The 21418-nt window shown below is 59.9% G+C and carries 21 protein-coding genes; 10 read left to right on the top strand and 11 right to left on the bottom strand.

Features of this window, described 5'->3' with window-relative positions; genetic code table 11:
- Positions 1-34: 34 nt before the first annotated feature.
- The 4 genes from Q2T52_RS18110 to Q2T52_RS18095 all read right to left on the bottom strand — a co-directional run bounded on the left by Q2T52_RS18110 (position 35) and on the right by Q2T52_RS18095 (position 4849).
- Entirely contained in the window at positions 35-835 is an 801-nt protein-coding gene (locus tag Q2T52_RS18110) for an ABC transporter permease (protein WP_302078225.1), read from the bottom strand.
- 3 nt (positions 836-838) lie between these two features.
- A complete protein-coding gene (locus tag Q2T52_RS18105; RefSeq protein ID WP_302078224.1) occupies positions 839-1633 on the bottom strand; it encodes an ABC transporter permease in 795 nt (264 codons plus the stop codon).
- Entirely contained in the window at positions 1630-2619 is a 990-nt protein-coding gene (locus Q2T52_RS18100) for an ABC transporter ATP-binding protein (RefSeq protein WP_302078223.1), read from the bottom strand. Before Q2T52_RS18100 ends, Q2T52_RS18105 begins: the two co-directional genes overlap by 4 nt.
- A gap of 136 nt (positions 2620-2755) precedes the next feature.
- Positions 2756-4849: a M3 family metallopeptidase gene (locus Q2T52_RS18095; protein WP_302078222.1), complete on the bottom strand. Its 2094-nt coding sequence runs from the start codon at positions 4847-4849 to the stop codon at positions 2756-2758.
- Between the two features lie 174 nt (positions 4850-5023).
- Here Q2T52_RS18095 and Q2T52_RS18090 point away from each other — a divergent pair, with 174 nt between their 5' ends.
- The 3 genes from Q2T52_RS18090 (at position 5024) to Q2T52_RS18080 (ending at position 7224) form a co-directional block, all read left to right on the top strand.
- Complete coding sequence (locus tag Q2T52_RS18090) at positions 5024-5446, top strand: hypothetical protein (protein ID WP_302078221.1); 423 nt, start codon at positions 5024-5026, stop codon at positions 5444-5446.
- Between the two features lie 105 nt (positions 5447-5551).
- Positions 5552-6016, top strand: a complete 465-nt coding sequence (locus Q2T52_RS18085) for a MarR family winged helix-turn-helix transcriptional regulator (protein ID WP_302078220.1) — start codon at positions 5552-5554, stop codon at positions 6014-6016.
- Positions 6016-7224: a multidrug effflux MFS transporter gene (locus tag Q2T52_RS18080; RefSeq protein WP_302078219.1), complete on the top strand. Its 1209-nt coding sequence runs from the start codon at positions 6016-6018 to the stop codon at positions 7222-7224. The genes Q2T52_RS18085 and Q2T52_RS18080 overlap by 1 nt, the downstream gene beginning before the upstream one ends.
- A gap of 52 nt (positions 7225-7276) precedes the next feature.
- Here Q2T52_RS18080 and Q2T52_RS18075 read toward each other — a convergent pair whose 3' ends face one another.
- From Q2T52_RS18075 to Q2T52_RS18065, 3 genes are all read right to left on the bottom strand, one after another.
- Complete coding sequence (locus tag Q2T52_RS18075) at positions 7277-8023, bottom strand: Bax inhibitor-1/YccA family protein (protein WP_302078218.1); 747 nt, start codon at positions 8021-8023, stop codon at positions 7277-7279.
- Positions 8024-8249: 226 nt separating this feature from the next.
- Positions 8250-10793, bottom strand: coding sequence for an ABC transporter permease (locus tag Q2T52_RS18070; RefSeq protein WP_302078217.1), 2544 nt, complete (start codon positions 10791-10793; stop codon positions 8250-8252).
- Positions 10790-11503 (bottom strand): ABC transporter ATP-binding protein, encoded by a 714-nt coding sequence (locus tag Q2T52_RS18065; RefSeq protein ID WP_302078216.1) that lies wholly within the window; start codon positions 11501-11503, stop codon positions 10790-10792. The genes Q2T52_RS18070 and Q2T52_RS18065 overlap by 4 nt, the downstream gene beginning before the upstream one ends.
- Positions 11504-11607: 104 nt before the next feature.
- Here Q2T52_RS18065 and Q2T52_RS18060 point away from each other — a divergent pair, with 104 nt between their 5' ends.
- The 6 genes from Q2T52_RS18060 to rlmN all read left to right on the top strand — a co-directional run bounded on the left by Q2T52_RS18060 (position 11608) and on the right by rlmN (position 15897).
- Positions 11608-12258 carry an arylesterase gene (locus tag Q2T52_RS18060; protein WP_302078215.1) on the top strand — a complete coding sequence of 217 codons (651 nt, stop codon included), beginning with the start codon at positions 11608-11610 and terminating at the stop codon, positions 12256-12258.
- 65 nt (positions 12259-12323) lie between these two features.
- Positions 12324-12908 carry an RNA 2',3'-cyclic phosphodiesterase gene (gene thpR, locus Q2T52_RS18055; RefSeq protein WP_302078214.1) on the top strand — a complete coding sequence of 195 codons (585 nt, stop codon included), beginning with the start codon at positions 12324-12326 and terminating at the stop codon, positions 12906-12908.
- Positions 12909-12919: 11 nt separating this feature from the next.
- Entirely contained in the window at positions 12920-13222 is a 303-nt protein-coding gene (locus tag Q2T52_RS18050; protein ID WP_302078213.1) for a 4a-hydroxytetrahydrobiopterin dehydratase, read from the top strand.
- Positions 13223-13283: 61 nt separating this feature from the next.
- Positions 13284-13688 carry a YkvA family protein gene (locus tag Q2T52_RS18045; protein ID WP_302078212.1) on the top strand — a complete coding sequence of 135 codons (405 nt, stop codon included), beginning with the start codon at positions 13284-13286 and terminating at the stop codon, positions 13686-13688.
- Between the two features lie 257 nt (positions 13689-13945).
- Positions 13946-14449, top strand: a complete 504-nt coding sequence (locus Q2T52_RS18040; RefSeq protein ID WP_302078211.1) for an invasion associated locus B family protein — start codon at positions 13946-13948, stop codon at positions 14447-14449.
- A 227-nt stretch (positions 14450-14676) separates the two neighbouring features.
- Complete coding sequence (rlmN, locus tag Q2T52_RS18035; RefSeq protein WP_495677195.1) at positions 14677-15897, top strand: dual-specificity RNA methyltransferase RlmN; 1221 nt, start codon at positions 14677-14679, stop codon at positions 15895-15897.
- A gap of 18 nt (positions 15898-15915) precedes the next feature.
- Here rlmN and Q2T52_RS18030 read toward each other — a convergent pair whose 3' ends face one another.
- The 4 genes from Q2T52_RS18030 to Q2T52_RS18015 form a co-directional block, all read right to left on the bottom strand.
- Positions 15916-17775, bottom strand: coding sequence for an FUSC family protein (locus tag Q2T52_RS18030; RefSeq protein WP_302078209.1), 1860 nt, complete (start codon positions 17773-17775; stop codon positions 15916-15918).
- A complete protein-coding gene (locus tag Q2T52_RS18025; protein ID WP_302078208.1) occupies positions 17772-18239 on the bottom strand; it encodes a MarR family winged helix-turn-helix transcriptional regulator in 468 nt (155 codons plus the stop codon). The genes Q2T52_RS18030 and Q2T52_RS18025 overlap by 4 nt, the downstream gene beginning before the upstream one ends.
- Before the next feature lie 75 nt (positions 18240-18314).
- On the bottom strand, positions 18315-18956 hold the full coding sequence (locus Q2T52_RS18020) for a LysE family translocator (RefSeq protein WP_302078207.1): 642 nt from the start codon (positions 18954-18956) through the stop codon (positions 18315-18317).
- A gap of 60 nt (positions 18957-19016) precedes the next feature.
- On the bottom strand, positions 19017-19877 hold the full coding sequence (locus tag Q2T52_RS18015; protein WP_302078206.1) for an SDR family NAD(P)-dependent oxidoreductase: 861 nt from the start codon (positions 19875-19877) through the stop codon (positions 19017-19019).
- A gap of 186 nt (positions 19878-20063) precedes the next feature.
- Between Q2T52_RS18015 and Q2T52_RS18010 the strand changes: the two genes are divergently transcribed.
- Positions 20064-21287 (top strand): argininosuccinate synthase, encoded by a 1224-nt coding sequence (locus Q2T52_RS18010; RefSeq protein ID WP_302078205.1) that lies wholly within the window; start codon positions 20064-20066, stop codon positions 21285-21287.
- Positions 21288-21418 lie beyond the last annotated feature (131 nt).

Raw genomic sequence — 21418 nt, 5'->3', positions numbered from 1 at the left:
GGTGAATGAAGGGTTAAGAGGGATACACCTGCGTTCACCCCCCACCTCCCTGATAGCGGTTCATGCAGAAACGCCAGAAGGCCACGGCTGCGAGAACGGAGAGAGGCCCGGCAGCCAGCGCCGCCGCTTCCGCGAACGATCCGAGATAGGGAACGGGGCGGCCGAGCAGCACCGAAACGGGCACAAACGCCATGTACCCCAGCGGCACGACCGTTAGCAGCATGAGCTGGAGTGCCGGGGCAAAGATGCTGGCTGGATAGCGCGACAGCTCCCAGAAGTCGAAATAGAGGCCGAACAGGTAGCGCGCACGGCCCAGGATCAATGCAAAGGCGCTGATGATGGTGATGGTCGAGGCGGTGATGAGCGCCGCGCTGATCAATCCGCCCGCCAGCAGAAACACCGTTCCGGGTGTCCAGACAAGGCCGAGATGAGGCAGCGCCCAGAGGATCAGGCCGGCACCCAGCACGATGTGCCCGCCATACTCCACATTGAAGCCGGAAAAGACCAGATAGGCCCAAGGGTTGATCGGGCGCACCAGCAGCGTATCGAACTCACCGCCGAGCACGATCTCCTCCATGCGCCTCAGCTGCACCAGGGTAAAGCAGGCGCCGAGCGCATAGCCCAACGTATGGAAGCCGAGCAGCATGGCCATCTGTGGCCATGTCCAGCCGCCGAGATTCTCGAACCGGGTGAGGATCAGCCAGAGCTGCGTGAAGACGCCCGCATAGCCAAAGGCCTGCGCGACCCATGCAATGACAAGACTGGCGCGGAACTCCAGCCGGGTCCGCACCCTGAGCCGCATGAGGTAGAAGAGCAAGGAAAGCGTGTCTCGCATCCTTCAGCCTCCCTGCACCACGACCTGGCGGCAGGCCCGCGACCAGACGAATGCGACTGTCAGCGCCAACAGACCTGCCCAGCCAATGCCGCCCACGAGATATTCCAGCGACGCCATCAGGTCACGCTGACCCAGATAGACGGCCATGGGGTGATAGGTGATCCAGGAGAAGGGGAGAAAATGCACGACCTCGCCAAACCCTGCCGGAAAGAACCAGATAGGCACAAGGCTGCCGGACAGCACGGCAAGCAGACCGCGCATGAACCATTCGAGCGAATGGGCATCGAAAACCCAGAAGGAGAAGAGCCCGATGAGGATGCCGGTCAGCATCAGGATGGCGATGGAAACGGCGAGATAGCCGATGAACAACAGGCCATGCGGCAGGCTGGCTGGCGGCAGCAGACCATAGATCGCCCCCATGACGACAATGACCGGCAGGCCGATGATGACCCACTCGAACAGCCGCGCGCCGATCTGTTCGGCAAGCAGCATCAGCGGATAGCTGGCAGGGCGCAGCAAGGTCGCGCCGATCGCGCCCGTCCGAATGGTCGTCCCCACTTCGCGCACGATCATTGTGGCTTCCCAGCTGGAGAGAATGGTGCCGCCCACCAGCGCATAGGTCATCATGCTATCCAGCGAAATGCCGCCCACAGCAGCCCGACCGGCATACACCGCCTGCCAGATCGAAATGCGTGCCAGGATCTCGACAAGCCCGCCGATGATCCGCATCGCCGTTTGGAGGCGATGCTGGGTCTCCCGGCGGAAGGATGCCAGAACCAAGGCGATGAAGGCACTCATGCGGGCACCTTGGATTGGTAATGGGTGCGAATGATCTCCTCGATCCCAGGTTCGTGCAGCCGCACATCGCGCAGATCAGAGCCCGCCGGCAGCGCGCCGATCAATTGCACCAGGGAGCGATTGTCATCCGGCAGCAGAAATTCGCGCACCGCCCCCTCGCCTGCAAGCGGTTCGGCATCGGCAAGCTCGACATGTCCGGGATCATGCGCGAATTCGAGCGTCAGTCTTCGCTTCGCGCCGAAGGTGACGCGCAGGTCGGCAATCGACCCGTCGAACAGAAGCTTGCCCTCATCCACCATGATCAGGCGCGGACAGATCTCCTCGATATCCTGCAGGTCGTGGGTGGTGAGAATGATCGTCGTGCCGCGCTCGCGATTGATGCGGGTCAGAAACTTTCGCACGACATCCTTGGCCACCACATCGAGACCGATGGTCGGCTCGTCCAGAAACAGGATCTTCGGATCATGCATCAGCGCCATGGCGATTTCCGCGCGCATGCGCTGGCCAAGGCTCAAATGGCGCACCGGCCGACCGATGAAGGAGGAGAGCTCCATCATATCGATGAGGTCTGCGCGATTGCGCTGGAAGACCGGTTCAGGCACCCGGTACATGCGCCGGTGCAGTTCAAAGCTTTCGGACAGAGGAAGTTCCCACCAGAGCTGCGTGCGCTGGCCGAAGACCGCGCCGATCTCGCGGGCATTGGCCACCCGCTCCTGCTGCGGATGCCTCCCAAGCACGGTAACCGTGCCGGAAGATGGCGCCAGGATACCCGTCAGCATCTTGATCATGGTGGATTTGCCGGCACCGTTCGGCCCGAGATAACCGACTGCTTCGCCAGGCTGGATGGCAAAGGAAATGCCATCCACCGCCTTCACCGGCTTGCTGACAGGCGCCACGAAATCCCTGAACGCACCGAGCACGCCCGGCTGGCGCACACGCTGACGGAAGATCTTGGCGACGTTGTCTGCGCTGATGATGGCGGCCATGGCGGAAGTCCTCTGCGAAGGAACTCCCGGTTAGGAGAGTCGCATGAAATCTATGCGACTCTTATGCGATTCGCCCCCCACTTCTTGTGATGGAAACCATTCCATCTTCAAATTAAAGCAGGGGCGAATACGCTCTTTAGGCGTCGCTGCCGGCCAGTTCCTGAACCATGGCAAGGCCCTTCTTCTTCAGCATGGCGTCCGGGTCCGGCAGCTTGCCGCGGAAGGCCCTGTAGGTTTCTTCCGGATCGATCGAACCGCCGACGGAATAGATATTGTTCTTCAGCTTGCGGGCCATGACAGGGTCGAAGGCATTGCCGGTTTCCTCGAAGGCCGCGAACGCATCGGCATCCAGCACTTCCGACCACATGTAGGAATAATAGCCGGCCGAATAGCCGTCACCGGAGAATACATGCTGGAAGTGCGGCGTGGCGTGGCGCATGACGATCGAGGACGGCAGGCCGATTTCTGAAAGAACCTCGGCCTGCACGGCCATCGGGTCCTCCACCGGGCCACGCGTATGGAAGGCCATGTCGACCAGAGCCGACGAGGTGAACTCCACCGTATTGAAACCGGCATTGAAGGTGCGGGCGGCAAGAACCTTGTCCAGCAGTGCCTTGGGCATGGGCGCGCCGGTTTCGTAGTGCACGGCATAGCGGGTGAGGATTTCCGGCACGGTCAGCCAGTGTTCGTAAAGCTGCGACGGCAGTTCCACGAAATCGCGTGAGACGCCAGTGCCTGACACGGAGGGATAGGTCACATCCGACAACATGCCATGCAGGCCATGACCGAATTCATGGAACAGGGTGCGGGCATCATCCAGCGACAGAAGCGCCGGCTTGCCTTTCGAAGGCTTTGCGAAATTGCAGACATTGTAGATGATCGGCAATTCTCCGGTCGCGCCATTCTTCAGCGGCAGCTTGTGCTGGCTCTGGAAGGAACTCATCCAGGCACCGGAGCGCTTGGAGGGGCGAGCGAAGTAATCGCCGAGGAACATCGCCTTCAGCGTACCGTCCGCATCACGCACTTCGAACACCCGGACATCGGGATGGTAGGCGGTGACACCCCTGACTTCGGTGATGGTAACGCCGAACAGACGCGTCGCCACATCGAAGCAGGCTTCGATGATCTTTTCGAGCTGCAGATAAGGCTTCAGCTCCGATTCGGAGAAGTCGAACATCCGCTCGCGCAGCTTCTCCGCATAGTAGCGCCAGTCCCAGGGCTGAACGGACCCGTTAATGCCTTCCTCCGCCATCAGGCCGGACAGTGCCGCCTCTTCTTCCAGCGCCTTGGCGCGCGCCTTGCGCCAGACCTTCATGAGAAGGTCGTTCACATTGGCGGGGTTCTTGGCCATGGTGTCATCCAGCTTATAGGCCGCAAAGTTCTCATAGCCCAGCAAACCGGCCTTTTCGGCGCGCAGCGAAAGCACTTCGCGCACGGTCGCGATATTGTCTGTCTCGCCGCCGTTGTGGCCACGGCTGACCCAGGCCTGGAATGCCTTTTCGCGCAGGTCCCGACGCTTGGAGAACGTCAGGAAAGGTTCGATGATAGAGCGAGACAATGTGACGGCATAGACGCCATCCTTTTCGCCCCGCTCACGTGCCGCACCCGCCATGGCATCTCGCAAGAAAGGCGGAACGCCTTCCAACTCGTCTTCAGAGGTCAAAATCAGAGACCAGCTCTTTTCGTCCGCCAGCACGTTCTGGCCGAACTTGGCGCCAAGACCCGCAAGCGTTTCGTTGATGACGGCCAGACGCTCCTGCTGTTCCTTGGAGAGCTTGGCGCCGGAGCGCACAAATCCCTTCCAGTGACGCTCCAACACTCGCAGCTCTTCGCCGGTCAGGCCGAGGTCCGCTCGCTTGTCCCACAGCGTATCCACGCGCCGGAACAGCGCTTCGTTCATGGCGATGCGGGAATAGTGGCGGGACATCTTCGGCGCGATTTCACGCTCCAGGGCCTGAATGGTCTCGTTGGTATGAGCGCCAGCCCGGTTCCAGAAGAGAGCCGATACACGCGACAGCTCATCGCCCGCCACTTCGAGCGCCGTGATCGTATTGGCGAAGGTCGGAGCCTCGGCACTGTTGGCGATCTCATCGATCTCCGTATCGTGGCGCGCCAGTGCCGCGTCGAAGGCGCTGCGGAAATCCTCATCCTTCACACGATCGAAATGCGGAAGGCCGTTCAGGCCGCTCCAGTCGACAAGGGCGGAATTGATGGCGGCAGACTGTGTCATGAGCTTTCCTTTTGGCGATAAGAATCGAGCGCAAGCATGCGCCCAGAAAACGGCGAGCATACGATGTAGATGAACGAGACCATCCGACAAGAAATCTTAATCAATTATTAATAATTGACGCAGATTTGCCAAACTCTATCCTTCGCCACGTATCCGGTGAGGAAGGATATCGCCATGGAAATCACTTCCGTGAACTGGGCGGGCAGCCTGCTGCAGCAGGACCTGACCCGCACCCCAAAAATCGAGCGCCCCGGGTTCGAGTTGCCCTCGGACGTGCGCGCCACCTTTGAGGTGCCCGAAACGCGATCGGCGCAGGTCGACTTTAGAGCCATTTCGCCACGCGATCTGCGCGATATTGCGCTTCAAAGCTTCAACAACGGCACGATCGATCTGGATACCTACCGGGTTCTCGCACAGGAACTGCCGATGCACTCCGTCGATGCGACGGGCCGGGTGATCGATCTCTCCTCCGTATCAGAAAACAGCCCCTTCGACTTTCAAAGTTTCTATCATGATCAGTTGCAGATGGCGCTGGCTGTCGGGGACGAAGGAAGGGCAGCGGGTCTGACTTCCGCGTTGAACTTCATCGCGGCATGAGTTGAACCACTTCAGTCAGCCAAATCCTTTTCATCGATATTCCGAGTTTTGATTTGCCTCCTTGAGGGAAGATAGTAAGGGTGCCTTATCAAGATTTGAGGCATCATGACTGAAACATCCGACATCGAGATACTCGGCTTCCTGTTGACCGACAGTGCGCGCCACTTGCGTGCAGCTTTCGAAAGGCGCATTTCGGAAGCCGGATTGGGGATTACGCCAGCGGAAGCGCGCACACTGTTGAACGTGCATGCACTGAAGGACTGCCGGCAGCTGGATATTGCCGCTCGCATGGGGATCGAGCCCATGACGGTATGCACCTTCCTCGATAAGCTGCAGGCACAAGGGCTGATCGAACGACATCCCGACCCCGTGGATCGACGTGCCAAACGCGTGCGACTGACCAATTCGTCCATGCCGATGATCGAGGCCATCCGGACAGAGTTGCGCGCCCTGCTGGCCCAGGCGACCAAGGGTCTGGGGGATGAGGATGCAGAAGCGCTCTGCCGCCTGCTGGCGCATGTGATCCGGAATCTTCAAGCTGACGACCCTGCCTCCGAGGCTGCCGTCTGATGCAGGATGCGCCTTCTGTCCTCAACCCAATGAGCGAGCGGCGCACCACCTTGCTCGGGGCCACGCTGACGATGATCGGCCCGCTTTCCATGGCGATATACACGCCTGCCATGCCGGAACTGGTGCACGCGTTTGGCACGACGGATGCCGCCATCAAGCTGACGCTCTCGCTCTATTTCGCAGGCTTTGCCTGCGCCCAATTGATATCGGGCCCCTGTTCGGATGCCTTCGGGCGGCGGGCAGCCACCCTCGCCTTCCTGGCAATCTACCTTGTCGGCAGCATTATTTGTGTCGTGGCTCCCACCATCGACCTGCTGTTGGCGGGACGCCTCGTGCAGGGTATCGGGGCATCCGTCGGGGTGACCGTATCTCGCGCCATCGTCCGTGATCAATTCTCCGGGGCAGAAGCCGCTCGCATCCTCAACATGGTCGGCATCGTGTTGGCCATCGGCCCCGCGGCGGCTCCCACTATAGGAGGCCTGGCACTCGCCGCTTTCGGATGGCAGTCCGTCTTCTTCCTGATGGTCGGGTTCGGCTTGGCGAGCGCCTTGGCTGTTGCCGCCCTCATGAAAGAAACGGCAAAGCCTGACTTGAGCCTCATCCGTCCGGACCGACTGGTAAAATCCTATGGCACGCTGCTTGCGGATATGCGTGTCTTGTTTTCCGCCATCATTCTCGGTGGCAATGTGGGTGCGCTCTACGCGCAATCCACCATGTTGCCGTTTGTTCTGATCAAAATCGTCGGCCTGACACCGGCCCAATTCGGCGCCGGCATGCTGATGCAGACGGGCTCCTACTTCGCCGGATCGGTGGCACTGAGAAAGCTGTCAAGACATCTCCGACCGGGACAGGCGCTGCGCTTCGGCATGGCATTGGTCGGCATTGGTGGATTGATGATTTTCCTGTCCACCCATCTGATTGCGCCCAGCTACCTGTCGATCATGCTACCCGTCGGCTTTTGCTCCTTCGGCATGGCATTCATCATCCCGGACGTTACGACGGCAGGGCTCAGCCCATATCCGCGACTTGCAGGTTCTGCATCTGCCCTGATGGGTTTCATCCAGATGGGCTGCGGTTTTCTGGGTGGCGTTGCTGCCGCATGGCTCAGCGATCCGCTGACCGCCTTCGGCACCATCATCCCAATCATGGAGTTGATGGCCGTTCTCGGCTTCTTCGGCTTCCGCACCGCCTGGAAACATTTGGAATGAAAAAAGGCGGCCCGAAAGCCGCCTTTGAATCAGTATCCTGTTTCGCTGCTACTTAGCGGTCCTTGTTGCCCAGGAACTGTAGCAGGAACATGAAGAGGTTGATGAAGTCGAGGTAGAGCGTCAGTGCGCCAATAATTGCCTTGCGGCCCGTCATGGCAACGTCGTCAGCCTCGTAATACATCTCCTTGATCTTCTGCGTGTCGTAAGCCGTCAGGCCTGCGAAGATCAGAACGCCGATGACCGAGATCGCAAACGCCATGGCGGACGACGCCAGGAAGATGTTGACGATCGAAGCGATGATCAGGCCGAACAGACCCATGATCAGGAAGGAGCCCATCGCGGAGAGGTCACGCTTGGTCGTGTAACCATAGAGCGAGAGCGCGCCGAACGAAGCAGCCGTCACGAAGAAGGTCTGCACGATGCTCTGGCCGGTATAGACCAGGAAGATCGACGACAGCGACACGCCCATCAGCGCGGCATAGAGCCAGAATACGCCCTGAGCGGCACCCGTGCTCATGCGGTTGATGCGGAAGCTCAGGAAGAACACCACGGCAATCGGAGCCAGCATCACCACCCAGCGCAGCGGGCTCTGGTAGATCGCGGCGCCGAAGGGCGTGATATGGCCACCCTGAACGGCGAGCTGCCAGGTCGCGAACGCTGCGACGCCGGTGATCGCCAGTCCAAGTGCCATCAGGTTGTAGACCTTGAGCATGTAGGCGCGAAGGCCCTCATCGATCATCGCGCCCGACTGCACACGAGCCTGTGCAGCGCGGTTCTGGAAGTTGTAGGGATCAGCCATTGGTTCCTCAAAAAGCTCCGGTGTTGCTACGGTGTCAGGGGTTTTCCGCCCGTGCGCCGCTGCGGAGCCTCAGCAAGCATGCATGGAATATGCGAAGACTTGGGCTTTTGTTCAAGTATGCGAAGGTTGATTCCGCAAAATGACGAAAATTTAATGCCGCAGGTATCTGCAGAATTTCCGAAATTCTTGGTTGAGGTTGCCGGTATTCTTGTGCTGCTGCCCCGGCTTACAATTCCCGCAGAACCGGAGCTGCCTTCTGGCCGAGAATCCGCCACGTGCCAGCCAGACCAATGCCGACCGTCAGGATCAGGGCGCCGACGACCGTGCCGACGGCCACATCCGGCAGGAAGGTTGCCTGCATGCGCATGAGGCGCGCGACGACATACCAAGCGGACACGGCGCCCGCGACGAGCGCAAAGATGGCCGTCGCAAAACCCAGGATCATGTATTCGTAGCTAAAGGCGCGCATCAGCATTGTGCGCGTTCCGCCCAGCGTCTTCAGGATCACGGCATCGTGCGTGCGCGCCCGATTGCCGGATGCCAGCGCACCGGCAAGCACCAGGACGGAAGCCACGAGAGCAATGGCCGCAGCGGCGCGAATGGCTGTGGCCAGCTGAGCCACGAGCTGGCCAACGATATCGAGCGCATCCTTGACCCGCACCGAGGTGATGGTCGGGTAAGCGTTGGTGACGGCTTTCAGGATCGCTCCCTCCTGCGCGGCGGTGGCGCCGGGGTCCTTCAGCGTTGCAAGCCAGGCATGCGGCGCGCCCCGGAAGGTATTAGGCGAGAAGACCATCACGAAATTGATCGAGAGCGACTGCCATTCGATCTGCCGGAAATTGGCGATCTTCGCGGTGATGTTGCGACCGAGAACATTGACCGTCACCGTATCGCCGATCTTCAGGCCGAGTTCGCGTGCCTCCTGCGCTGAGAAGGATACCAGCGGCTCGCCGGTATAATCCGCCGGCCACCAGGAACCTTCGACGACGCGGGAATTGGATGGCACTTTTTCGTCATAGGTAATGCCACGGTCGCCGCGCAGCACCCAGCGGCCGCCCTGGGGCACGTTCATCTTGGTCACATCCGTGCCGTTGAAAGCGAGAATGCGACCGCGCAGCATGGGCACCTGCGTCACAACGCCCTGTGGCGAATACTGCTGAACCGTCTTCAGGAAGCCTTCCCGCTCGCTGCCCTGGATATCGACGAAGAAGAAATTGGGGGCCTTGTTGGCGATCTCTCCGCTCAACTGGCGGCGCAGATTGCCGTCGATCAGGGCGAGCGTCACCAAGAGGGCGAGGCCGAGTCCCAGCGACAGCACGACAGAGGGGGTGAGCGCACCGGGTCGGTGAATGTTCCCGATCGCGAGCCTCAGCGCCGGCGAGTTCACGCGTGGGCTCCGGCGTGCGAGTGCCGCGATACCTGCCGCGACCAGCCGCAGCAGCACAAAGGCGCCTGCGACGGCTGCAAGGAAGATGCTGGCAATGAAATGGTCTTCCGCAGAAAAGATTGCGAGTGCAGCGAGCGCTGCGAGTGCAACGCCACCGGCCAGCAGGTATGGCCAAGGCGGCAGGCGGCTCTGGTCAAAACTCTGTTCACGGAAAAGTGCCGTCGCCGGAACTTCGCGGGCATGGCCGAGTGGCAGGATGGCAAAGGCGAAGGTGGTGATCAGGCCGAAGAGAGCCGCCAGAACCAGTGCCGATGGATAGATGGTCGCTTCTGCCGGAAGCGGCAGGACATCTTTCAGGAAGGCGGTTGCGGCGAAGGGGGCGGCGGCGCCCAAAGCCAGGCCGAAGATGATGCCGACGCTGCCGATCAGCAGGATCTGCATGAGATAGATGAGGGTCACGACCATGGCCGGTGCGCCGAGGCATTTGAAGGTGGCGATGGTCGTGCGCTTCGCGTCGAGGAAGGCGCGAACGGCATTCGCCACGCCCACGCCGCCAACGATCAGTGCCGTCAGACCGACCAGCGTGAGGAATTGCGAAAAGCGCTCGACATTCTCCGTCAGCGATGGCGAGGCACGGTCACTGGTGCGCGCCGACCAGCCCGCAGAGGGGAACTGCTTGTTGGCGGCGGCAATGACGCCTGCGCGTGTCACTGGATTGTCGAGCTTGATCTTGTAGGAATGTTCGACCAGGCTGCCTGTCTGGATGAGACCGGAGGCCTTCAGCGCCTCGCGGCTGACCATCATGCGCGGTGCGAAGCCGAAGCCTTCCGAGAGGGCGTCGGGTTCGGTCGCCAGCGTTGCATGCAAACGAAGCTTGATATTGCCGAGAAGAATCTCATCGCCGGGTTTCAGGCCAAGGCGTTCGATGAGAACGGGCGCTGCGAGCGCGCCATAATGGTCATCCTGCTTGGCGAGCAGCGTATCGAGCGGCTGTTGCGGGTCGGTGGTGACGGTACCATAGAGCGGATAGGCACCATCCACCGCTTTCACTTCCACTAATGCCTGCTGCGAGCCATCAGGCAGACGCGCCATGGAACGCACCCCGGTGGATACAGCGACCTGACCCAGTGATTTGAGATAGGCGAGTTCATCAGGGCTGGCTTCGCGGTTGTTCAGCTCGAAGCGAACATCGCCCGCCAGAAGCGTCTGCCCCTGCGTGGTGATCGCGCTTGTGATGGCCTTGGAAACGGAATTGACGGCCGCAATGGCACCGGTGCCCAGCGCAATGCAGGCGAGGAAGATATAGAAGCCGGAAAGGCCGCCGCGCATTTCGCGCAATGCCAGCCGAAGGGCAAGTTCAAAGCGAGGAAGAGCGAGCCTCATGCGAAAGCCTGCTCGGCGCGCTTCGTTTCGCCAGCGCTATCGCCCGCGATTTCACCCGACCGCACGCGGATCTGGCGGGAGCAGCGTGCGGCGAGGCTATTGTCGTGGGTGACCAGCAGCAGCGTCATGCCGCGCTCGGCCTGCTTAGCAAACAACAGGTCGGCGATCTGCCGTCCTGTTTCGGTGTCGAGATTGCCGGTCGGTTCGTCCGCGATCAGAACGGCGGGTGAGGGAGCAAGGGCACGGGCGATTGCCACGCGCTGCTGTTCGCCACCCGAGAGCTGGCCCGGATAATGGTTGAGACGCTGCCCGAGGCCCACTGCCGTCAGTTCGCGTTTGGCAATGTCGAAGGGGTTTTTGACGTTGGCGAGTTCGAGTGGCACCGCCACGTTCTCCAGTGCCGTCATGTTGGCGATCAGGTGGAAAGACTGGAAGACGATGCCGATATTGCGCCCGCGGAAATCAGCGAGCTTGTCTTCGGAGAGATCGTGAAGAGGCGTGTTCCGGATGAAGATCTCGCCGCTATCCAGCCGTTCCAGACCGGCCAGCACCATCAAAAGCGTGGATTTTCCCGAGCCGGAGGGGCCAACGATGCCCACGGCCTCGCCCTGGCCGACCGTCAGATCGATACCTTTCAGAACATGAACGGATGCCGCGGCACTTCCCAAGGTGAGATCCGCCTTCCGGAGTTCTATGATGGTGTTCGTCACGCGGCGCGATCCCTATATAGCTGGAGAAGACCTAATAGCTGGAGATGACTTCGGCATTTCTGTCCGCCGCTTCAGCGGAACAGCCACAATCTAGGGACGCCCTGATGAAATTCAAAGACGCCATTTCTCACGTGATTGTCATTGCTTCGCTTGCGCTTACCATTTCTGCCGCGCGTGCTGAAACGCCGGCGGTACAGCTCGTCGGTTTCGGAGACAGCCTGATGGCGGGCTACCAGCTCGCCCCGAACGAATCCTACACGGCACAGCTTGAAGCCGCACTGAAGGCAAAGGGGCTGAACGTGACGATCACCAATGCGGGCGTTTCCGGTGACACCACGTCTGCCGGATTGTCGCGTGTGGATTGGTCGATACCCGATGGCACGCAAGGCGTGATCGTCGAACTGGGCGCCAACGATGCCCTGCGCGGCATCTCGCCCGAACAGACGGAAAAGAATCTCGATGCGATCCTCAGCCGGCTAAAGGAGCGGAAGATCCCGGCTTTGTTGGCTGGCATCCTCGCGCCGCCGAACATGGGTGGCGATTATGCGGAGCGGTTCAACGGTCTCTACAAGCGGCTGGCTGAGAAATATCAGGTGCCGCTCTATCCGTTTTTCCTGGATGGCGTTGTCCTGCAAAAGGATCTTCAGCTTGAGGATGGCATGCATCCCAATGCGAAGGGTGTCGCCGTCATGGTTGCTCATTCTCTGCCTGTCGTGGAAAATTTCGTGCGCACTATTGTTGCTCCGCAAAAATAAAGACTTGCACGGAACTCCATTGCATGGTCCGCTGTTGACGGATCAAGAGATTCGAGGAGGTCGCCATGCCGAGACTTTTCACCGCCCTCGAAATTCCGCGCAATGCAGCCTTGAGCCTTTCCCTGCTGAGGGGTGGGCTTCCCGGTGCGCGATGGATCGACGTCGAAAACTATCACATCACTTTGCGCTTCATCGGCGACGTCGATGGTCGAACCGCGGATGAGGTGGTCAATCGGCTGGATCGCATCGATCGCGAGGAATTCCAGATCAGCCTTACCGGCATCGGTTCCTTCGGTTCCAAGAAACCACATTCGGTCTGGGCCGGCGTTTCTCCCTCTCCTGCCATGAACGCGCTGCAGGGGGAGATCGAACGGATCTGTCAGCGAATCGGGCTTCCACCGGACCCACGCCGCTTTACGCCACATGTGACCCTGGCGCGGCTTAAATCCTCCCGTCTCGATGATGTGGTGGAGTATCTTTCCAGCAGGGGCAATTTCCACACGATGCCGTTTACGGTTTCCCGTTTCGTGCTTCTGTCTTCCAAGGAATCCGTCGGCGGCGGCCCTTACCTTACGGAAGAGGTGTTCCCGCTCAGCGAGCCGGTGGGGAGCTATGCGGGCGCAGATCTCCACGGTGAAACCCTGCTCTAAGGCCGGTCCTAATGCGTGATCCCTTACTTTCGCCGGAGGAGCTTGCCGAAGGTCTGGCCGAACTCGATGACTGGCACCTTTCGGAAGACAGCCTGAAGCTCAGCAAGCGCTTCCGCTTTTCCGATTTCCGGCAGGCCTTTGGTTTCATGACCGAATGCGCTCTGTATGCTGAAAAGCTGGATCATCATCCCGAATGGAGCAATGTCTATTCGCGGGTCGACGTGACGTTGACGACGCATGATGCGGGCGGGCTGACAGTGCGCGATATCAAGCTTGCCCGCGCAATGGATGCGGCGGCTGCCCCAAGAGGTTGAAGCCTGCCAAAGGCGGAACCATATGGGACTTTGTGCGGTTTTCCGCGCATGGAGGTATCCCATGGATGATGTGAAGATTGGCGAAATTCTGACCCCCGGTGACGATCAAAAGCAGAGCCGTCAGGAACGCCAGGTGCGTTCGAAATTCTGGCCGACTTTCCGCCGCGCCGTTGGCTATGTCCCGTTCAGCCGTGACCTCGTTGCTGCCTATTACTGTGCAATGGACCCCAAGACACCGCGTCGTGTGCGGGGCATCCTGCTGGCTGCGCTCGCCTATTTCGTCATGCCGCTCGATGTGATTCCTGACGTTTTTGCCTTCGTCGGCTTCACCGATGACGTGGCTGTCCTGGCCATGGCGTTCCGCATGATCCAGTCGCATATCGATGACAGCCACTATGATGCTGCCGACCTTGCGCTTTCCGGCGAAGGCGATGGATCGCAAAGCGGCCAGACGTCGAGCGTTTGAAGCGGGGCTGACGGCCGCATCATTTCAGGACAAACTCTTGCCCTAATCCTCCGCTCATTGATCGTTTTACCGGATCATCGTTGCAATACAGGAGGCGCCTCTTCGATTGGGCTCTACTTTTTGCCACGCGTGTTCCGTGTCTTGGTGCCGCCGTTCATGGTTTGGTAACCAAACATGCTTCAAAATCGAATGGATCGCGACCAAGCCCGTCTGGGCCATTCGGTCGGCCGTTGAATGATAAACTGGCAGGACACTCCATGTTTGTAAGACAGATCGCCATCGCGTCGACGTTCCTCCTTGCGAGCGCCGCACTTGCCTCGGCCCAGTCCCCGACGCGAATCGAGCAGTTCAAGGCTTGGGGCGCCTATTCCTACAAGTCCGGCAATAGCACCGTGTGCTATGTGCTCTCCGTTCCCACCAGCAAGGAACCGGCAAGCGTTGACCACGGTGATGTCTTCTTCATCGTCTCGCAGCGTCCCGGCCAGAACATCTCCTACGAACCGCAGGCGATGATGGGCTATCAGCTGAAGCCGGATTCGAAGGTGAATGTTACCATCGACAAGAAGAACTTCGTGATGTTCGTCAAGGACAAGGCGGCCTGGGTCGAGAATGCCGCCCAGGAGCCGGCCCTCGTTGCAGCCATGAAGACGGGCTCCAGCCTGACGGTGAAGGCGACATCCCTGCGCGGTACAGGCACGACCTATTCCTATTCTCTTGCCGGCCTTGCCCAGGCGCTGAAGAAGATCGAAACCTGCAAGTAACGGTTTCCGTCTCTTTCCTTTGAAGCCGGCCTTGCGCCGGCTTTTTGCGTTGGGGGTGACGGCGCCGCCGTTTGGTGCTAAATGGCCCGGCACACGCAGCCTGGCTCTTGCGCCTGCTTGCTGCGATACGCATTTCACCCATACCGAGAAGACTTGCCGGCATCTTGCCGCAATGCACAGCCGTTTGAATAGGATCGCTCCACATGTCTGTTCTGGAAGCCGCATCGATGGCGGACACCGTGAAGAAGCCTCTGGTGGCAAGCCCTGACCTGATGTCGGGCAAGCCGTCGCTGATCGGGCTGACGCGCGAAGAGATGGGCGAGGCCTTGCGGGCGAAGGGCGTAGCCGAAAAGCAGGTGCGCATGCGTGTGAGCCAGCTCTGGCACTGGCTTTATATCCGCGGCGTTTCCGATTTCGATGCCATGACCAATGTGGCGAAGGACATGCGTGAAATGCTGAAACAGCATTTCACCATCGCCCGGCCGGAAATTGTCGAAGAGCAGGTTTCGAACGATGGCACGCGCAAGTGGCTGCTGCGCTTTCCGCCGCGCGGTGCCGGTCGCCCCGTCGAAGTGGAGACAGTCTATATTCCGGAAGAAGGCCGCGGCACGCTCTGCATTTCCAGCCAGGTCGGCTGTTCGCTCACCTGTTCCTTCTGCCACACCGGCACACAGCGCCTGGTGCGCAACCTGACAGCGGAAGAAATCCTGTCGCAGCTGCTTCTGGCACGCGATCGCCTGGGGGACTTTCCGGGCACCGATACGCCGCCCGGTGCCTTCGTTCCCACCGGCGACCGCAAGGTCACCAACATCGTGATGATGGGCATGGGTGAGCCGCTCTACAATTTCGACCATGTGAAGACGGCGCTTCTGATTGCGACCGATGGCGATGGCCTGTCGCTCTCCAAGCGGCGCGTCACGCTCTCCACGTCAGGCGTGGTGCCGGAAATCTATCGTACCGGCGATGAGATCGGTGTGATGCTGGCGATTTCGCTGCATGCGGTGCGTGACGAGTTGCGCGACATGCTGGTGCCGATCAACAAGAAGTACCCGCTGAAGGAATTGATCGAAGCCTGCCGCAACTATCCGGGGCTGTCGAACGCGCGGCGCATCACCTTCGAATATGTGATGCTGAAGGATGTCAACGACAGCCTTGAGGATGCCAAGGAACTCATCAAGCTGTTGAAGGGTGTACCCGCCAAGATCAACCTGATCCCGTTCAACCCCTGGCCCGGCACCAATTACCAGTGCTCCGACTGGGCGACGATCGAGAAGTTCGCGGATTTCATCAACCAGGCCGGCTATGCCTCGCCCATCCGCACGCCGCGTGGCCGCGATATCCTGGCCGCCTGCGGGCAGCTGAAATCCGAATCGGAGCGCATGCGCAAGACCGAGCGTCTGGCCTTCGAGGCTATGATGATCGCCGGCCATGGTGAGGATGACGACTGAGGCTCAACGCCTCAGTCGTCATCCCTGACGGAAAAATGCTTCGTTGGATGCCAGACGGGAAGCCGTCCCCGCAATTAACGACCCGCTGCCGCCGAGATCGCTGAGCGCAAGGCGCTTTTCCAGCCTTTCGAGCGCGTTCGCCGTCCGGACTGGCTGCTCCTGCAGCTTTTCCACGCTCTTCAGGAATGCCATCCCGGCCCGCTTGACCGCGGGCGGTGCCGCATCGTTTGACAGCAGGCTTCGCGTATAGGTCACGGCTTCGCCAAGTCGAAGGGCTGTAAGCCCACCTTCCGCCGCAAGGACTGTCATGCCGCCGGTTTTCTCGGCCCATCGAATGAGGCGCAGGATGCGGTGATAGAGCCGCGCACGCCACATCTCGACGCGCCGGGGAGCAATCGTCCCGGTGCCGGCCATATGCTGCAGGTCGTGCACGATCATGCGAATGATAAGTCGCATTCGGCCCTGTGGGTGCACGGGGAAAGCATAGGTGAATGCCAGGAGCGCCACAACCGGTCCCACGACCACCGACATGGCCTGTGCCACAGCATCGGCAGGCTGAATATGCGCCGGAAAGGCCGGGCCAAGCAGAAGCAGCGAGACCATGTTGAAATCCATTCCGGAAAACATGGACTTGCGGTGGCTCATCACCAAAGCGCCGATCAAAATGACCGGCATCACCATCAGAACCATCGTCAGCTCACTTTCGGCCAACGGCATGGCAAAAAGCCGAACGAGTGTCGCAACTGTTCCCCCGGCGATCGTGCCTGCAATGCCGAAACGCATGATGCGTGCGGGGTGGTCAAAGGTTGAAAACAGGCTGGTCATAATCGCGGTGCCCATGACCATGAAGGGGCCAATGGCGAGATCGGTCAACAGCCAGACAGCCCCGACGCCGAGGACAGAAAATGCTGCGCGCAATCCGGCCTGGCGAGCGCCGATCCAGTCGCGGTGCAGGTGGAGAGAGGGAATGCCCTGTGCCTCCAGTTCGCCGGCCTGCTCAAGCGCCTGCCAGGCCATCTGCAGGTTTGCCATTCGGCGGGCCATGTCCGGCTGCGATGAGGGCGCAACGGCCTCTGGTTCCGGGCCAGCCTCGACAGCAGCAGGCAATACCCCATGGTGATGAAAATGTCCGTCTTCGGGTGCAGACAGCAGGAGATCCATGGCCGCGGCGAGCACGGATCGCACGGCGCGCATTCTGGCTGCCATGCCGACCTTGCCTGCCAATTGAACCTCAAGGCTTTCGTCGATTGCAGCCAGCTCCGACAGAATGGCGGCCCGTTTCTCCCGAGCCATGGCGTATGTTGCGGGGTCCATGACATGCGCGGTCACGGTTTCAACCATCAGCCGGATACGATGATGCAAGGTACTTTCCGCGCTCTTCGGCGTGAAGAGCAGACCGGTCAGCGTGGAAATCGCAGCGCCGGTGAGGATGGTCAGAATGCGGTCCTGCGCAAGTCCTGTCACCAGGTCCGGATTGTCATGATCCAGCATGGCAATCATGGCCGCGGAATAGCCGGCAAGCAATGTCACATAGGACAAAGGTCCGCGCAGGAGGTTGCCGGTTGTGGCGCAGAGCCCGATCCACAGGGCAAGACACACCAGCAGTAAGGGCGGGCTGGACGAGAGGAACAGCACCATCAAAGTCCCGATACCCGCTCCAATCAGGGTGCCGGCAATGCGCGACAGGCTTTTTTCCAGCCAAAGCCCGCGTGTGGGCTGAGCGACGACCCAAATGGTCATGGCCGCCCATTGCGGATGGTGCAGGCCGAGCGCGAACGCCACCAGCATCGCAAGGCAACCCGCAATCGCCGTGCGGCCACAGAATAACAACCTTTGTCTATCAAACCCGGACAAAAGGGTTTCGACGTTCAAGGTCATGGCTCGTCCTCTGTCGGGTTTTTAAGATCGGAAAGCCTGGCTTCGATCCTTGCAATCAAGGAAAGCGCAGACTTGATCTCGGCATCCGACACGTCCTGCAGCATGGCTGCTTCGATGTGATGCAATTGCTGCTGGATTTCGTGGGCCTTCTGGCGTCCGAGATCTGTGAGGTAGAGCCTGCGCGCTCTTCTGTCCGTCTCGTCCGCACGGCGCTCCACGAGACCTCTTGCGGCAAGGATGTCGATGAGGCGCACAATGCTGGACACATCAAGGCCGGAGAGGGCCGCCAGATCTTTCTGGAGAAGACCGTCGCCATTTTGGGCAATGTAAATCAGCGGCGTCCAGCTCGCATCGGTCAGCCCGCTGGCGGCCAGATGCTGGTCGACAAACTGCCGCCAGCGGCGTGCGATCACCACGAGTTCTGCGCCGAAACAGAAGCGAAGATTGTCAGAATTAGTTTCCATCAAAATAGTTTGAATAGAAACTATATATTTTTAAAGTGCCGCGAACGCAGCGGAGCTATGCGGAAAACAGTGATGTCAGCGCGACTGGGTCATCAGGATCTTGACGGCAAAAATCGAAAAGACACCGGCGAAGGTGTAGTCGATGCCGCGCAGGATCTTTCTGTTGGCCTGTAGCCAGCCGGACAGGAAATCCGCGCCATATATGATGCCGAACCCGATCGGCAGTGACAGGATGATCGACCAGAGGCCCAGGAAGATCAGCTTGCCGGTAACATGCGGATCGTCTGCCGTCACGAATTGCGGCAGAAAAGTCATGAAGAAGATGATCACCTTCGGGTTCAGAAGATTGACCCACAAGCCGTTGACGAAGGCATCCGCACGCGATGCTGAGGCCTCGCCATCCGCTTTCACAACAAAGTTCGAGCCGTGCCGGATTGCCTGGAAGGCCAGCCAGAGCAGATAGCCTGCGCCACCGGTCTTCAGCAGCAGGAAGGCCGTGGGCGAAGCGACGATCAGCGCCGAGATGCCAAAGGCCACCAGAAGCGTGTGGATCGAGATGCCGAAGCTGGTGCCGGCCAGCACCATGAGGCCAGTCGATCGCCCGTCACGAAGAGATCGGCTGATCCACAGCGTCATGTCGGGCCCGGGCGTGATGGCCAGAAGCAGGATCGCCACGCTGAAGGCAAGAAAGGTCGGAAGGCTCGGCAGAAAATCCATGGCGGCGTCTCGGAGATGCAGTTATCTCCGAGACTTATCTTGGTGCTTCGCCTTTGCCAATCAGTCTCTTTGGCTAATGAAGGTCTTGGCTGAATCCGCATGCTCTGCATGCCAGCGCGACAGCGGCGGGCGGTTCTGGATAATGTCGTTTGCGGCCCAGAGAATGCGGCGCTCGTCAGTCTTGCGGTCGACATCGTTGTCTGGGCAGAGAATGTAGAAGTCGCCCCGCTCCAGGCTCGTCAGCATGAAATCGACCGTCTGTTCCGGCGTCCAGGCGGCAGCCGGCTTTTCCGTGCGGCCATTGGCGGTCAGGCCGGTATAGACAAAGCCGGGGATCAGCAGGTGCGATGTCACCTGACAGCCTTCCGTATTGCGAAGCTCGTGCTCCAGCGCTTCGGTGAACGCCTTCACGCCTGCCTTGGAGACATTGTAGGCGGGGTCACCCGGGGGCGTTGTGATGCCCTGTTTGGAGCCGGTGTTGATGATGAGCGCCGCATCCTTATGGGCTATCATGTTGGGCGCAAAGACGCGCGTGCCATGGATCACGCCCATCAGGTTGACGGCCAGCACATTATCCCAATTGATCTGCGGCCCGAACAGGCTGCTGCCAGGCTGGATGCCGGCATTGTTCATCAGCACGTGAACGCGGCCGAATCGCTGCAGAACCGCGCGTTCCAAAGCCTCCAATTCGTCAAGGCGCGAGACATCGGTGCTAATTGCCACGACGTCAGCCTCACCACCTTCGGCAAGGGCAGCGACGTCCTGCGCCGCTGCGGAAAGCTTCTCGCCATCCAGATCGGCAAGGACAACGCACAATCCCAGCTGTGCGAAGGCCTTGGCGGCGGCCAATCCAATGCCGGAGGCGGCACCGGTGATCACGGCCACATGGCCTTTGACAAGGGCGGGGTGTTGAACAGTCATGAGCTGAACTCCTCCAGTCTCTGGTTTCGAGGTCGCGGAGGATATGGGCAGACGCCCCCCACTTTCAACTGCCGAACCGCGTCGTTGCTACCCTTGCGCCTTTCGACAAACTCGCTAAAAGTGCCGCGATCCAAGACTTGCAGCGGGTTCAGGGGAACCCGTATTCTCCAGACGGAACGTTTAGAAATGGCTCTTCCGAAAGACGTAAAGAAGGTCGTGCTTGCCTATTCAGGTGGTCTCGACACCTCCATCATCCTGAAATGGCTCCAGACCGAACTCGGCGCCGAAGTCGTGACCTTCACCGCCGACCTCGGCCAGGGTGAAGAACTCGAGCCGGCCCGCAAGAAGGCCGAGATGCTGGGTATCAAGGAGATCTTCATTGAGGATGTCCGAGAAGAGTTCGTCCGCGATTTCGTCTTCCCGATGTTCCGCGCCAACGCCGTCTATGAAGGCGTCTACCTGCTCGGCACCTCCATTGCTCGCCCGCTGATTTCCAAGCACCTCATCGAGATTGCCAAGAAGACCGGCGCTGACGCGATTGCCCACGGCGCGACCGGCAAGGGCAACGACCAGGTTCGCTTCGAGCTTTCCGCTTACGCGCTGAACCCGGATATCAAGATCATCGCCCCCTGGCGCGACTGGTCGTTCAAGAGCCGCACGGACCTCCTGAACTTCGCGGAACAGCACCAGATCCCTGTTGCCAAGGACAAGAAGGGCGAAGCGCCGTTCTCCGTCGATGCGAACCTCCTGCACTCCTCTTCCGAGGGCAAGGTTCTGGAAGATCCGAGCCAGGAAGCTCCGGAATATGTGCATATGCGCACGATCTCTCCGGAGGCTGCCCCCGACAAGGCAACGGTCATCAAGATCGGCTTTGAAAAGGGTGATGCCGTTTCCATCAATGGCGAACGCCTGTCGCCGGCAACGCTCTTGGCCAAGCTGAACGATTACGGCCGCGACAATGGTATCGGTCGCCTTGATCTCGTGGAAAACCGTTTCGTCGGCATGAAGAGCCGCGGCGTTTACGAAACCCCCGGTGGCACGATCCTACTGGCCGCACACCGTGCGATCGAATCGATCACACTCGACCGTGGTGCAGCTCACCTCAAGGATGAGATCATGCCGCGCTACGCCGAACTGATTTATTACGGCTTCTGGTTCTCGCCGGAGCGCGAAATGCTGCAGGCCCTGATCGACAAGAGCCAGGAGCATGTGGAAGGCGAAGTGACGCTGAAGCTCTACAAGGGCAATGTCATGGTTACCGGTCGCGAATCTGAGAAGTCGCTTTACTCCGACAAGCTGGTGACCTTCGAAGACGACCAGGGCGCCTATGACCAGAAGGATGCTGCCGGCTTCATCAAGCTCAACGCGCTGCGCTTGCGCACGCTCGCCAAGCGCAATCTCGGCAAGTAAGCCGTAATCGTCTGCAATACCGAAGCCGCTAGTGAGAAATCCGCGGCTTCCTTATGCATTAGGGCCGGAACATCGGATATATGTTCCGGCCTTGGTTATCTTCATGGTGGTTGCACCACCGTCGAAACGAT

The sequence above is a fragment of the Rhizobium oryzicola genome (genome assembly GCF_030504645.1).
In the GTDB taxonomy this organism is placed as follows: Bacteria; Pseudomonadota; Alphaproteobacteria; order Rhizobiales; family Rhizobiaceae; genus Neorhizobium; species Neorhizobium oryzicola.
This window is presented reverse-complemented; position numbering and strand designations above follow the sequence as displayed.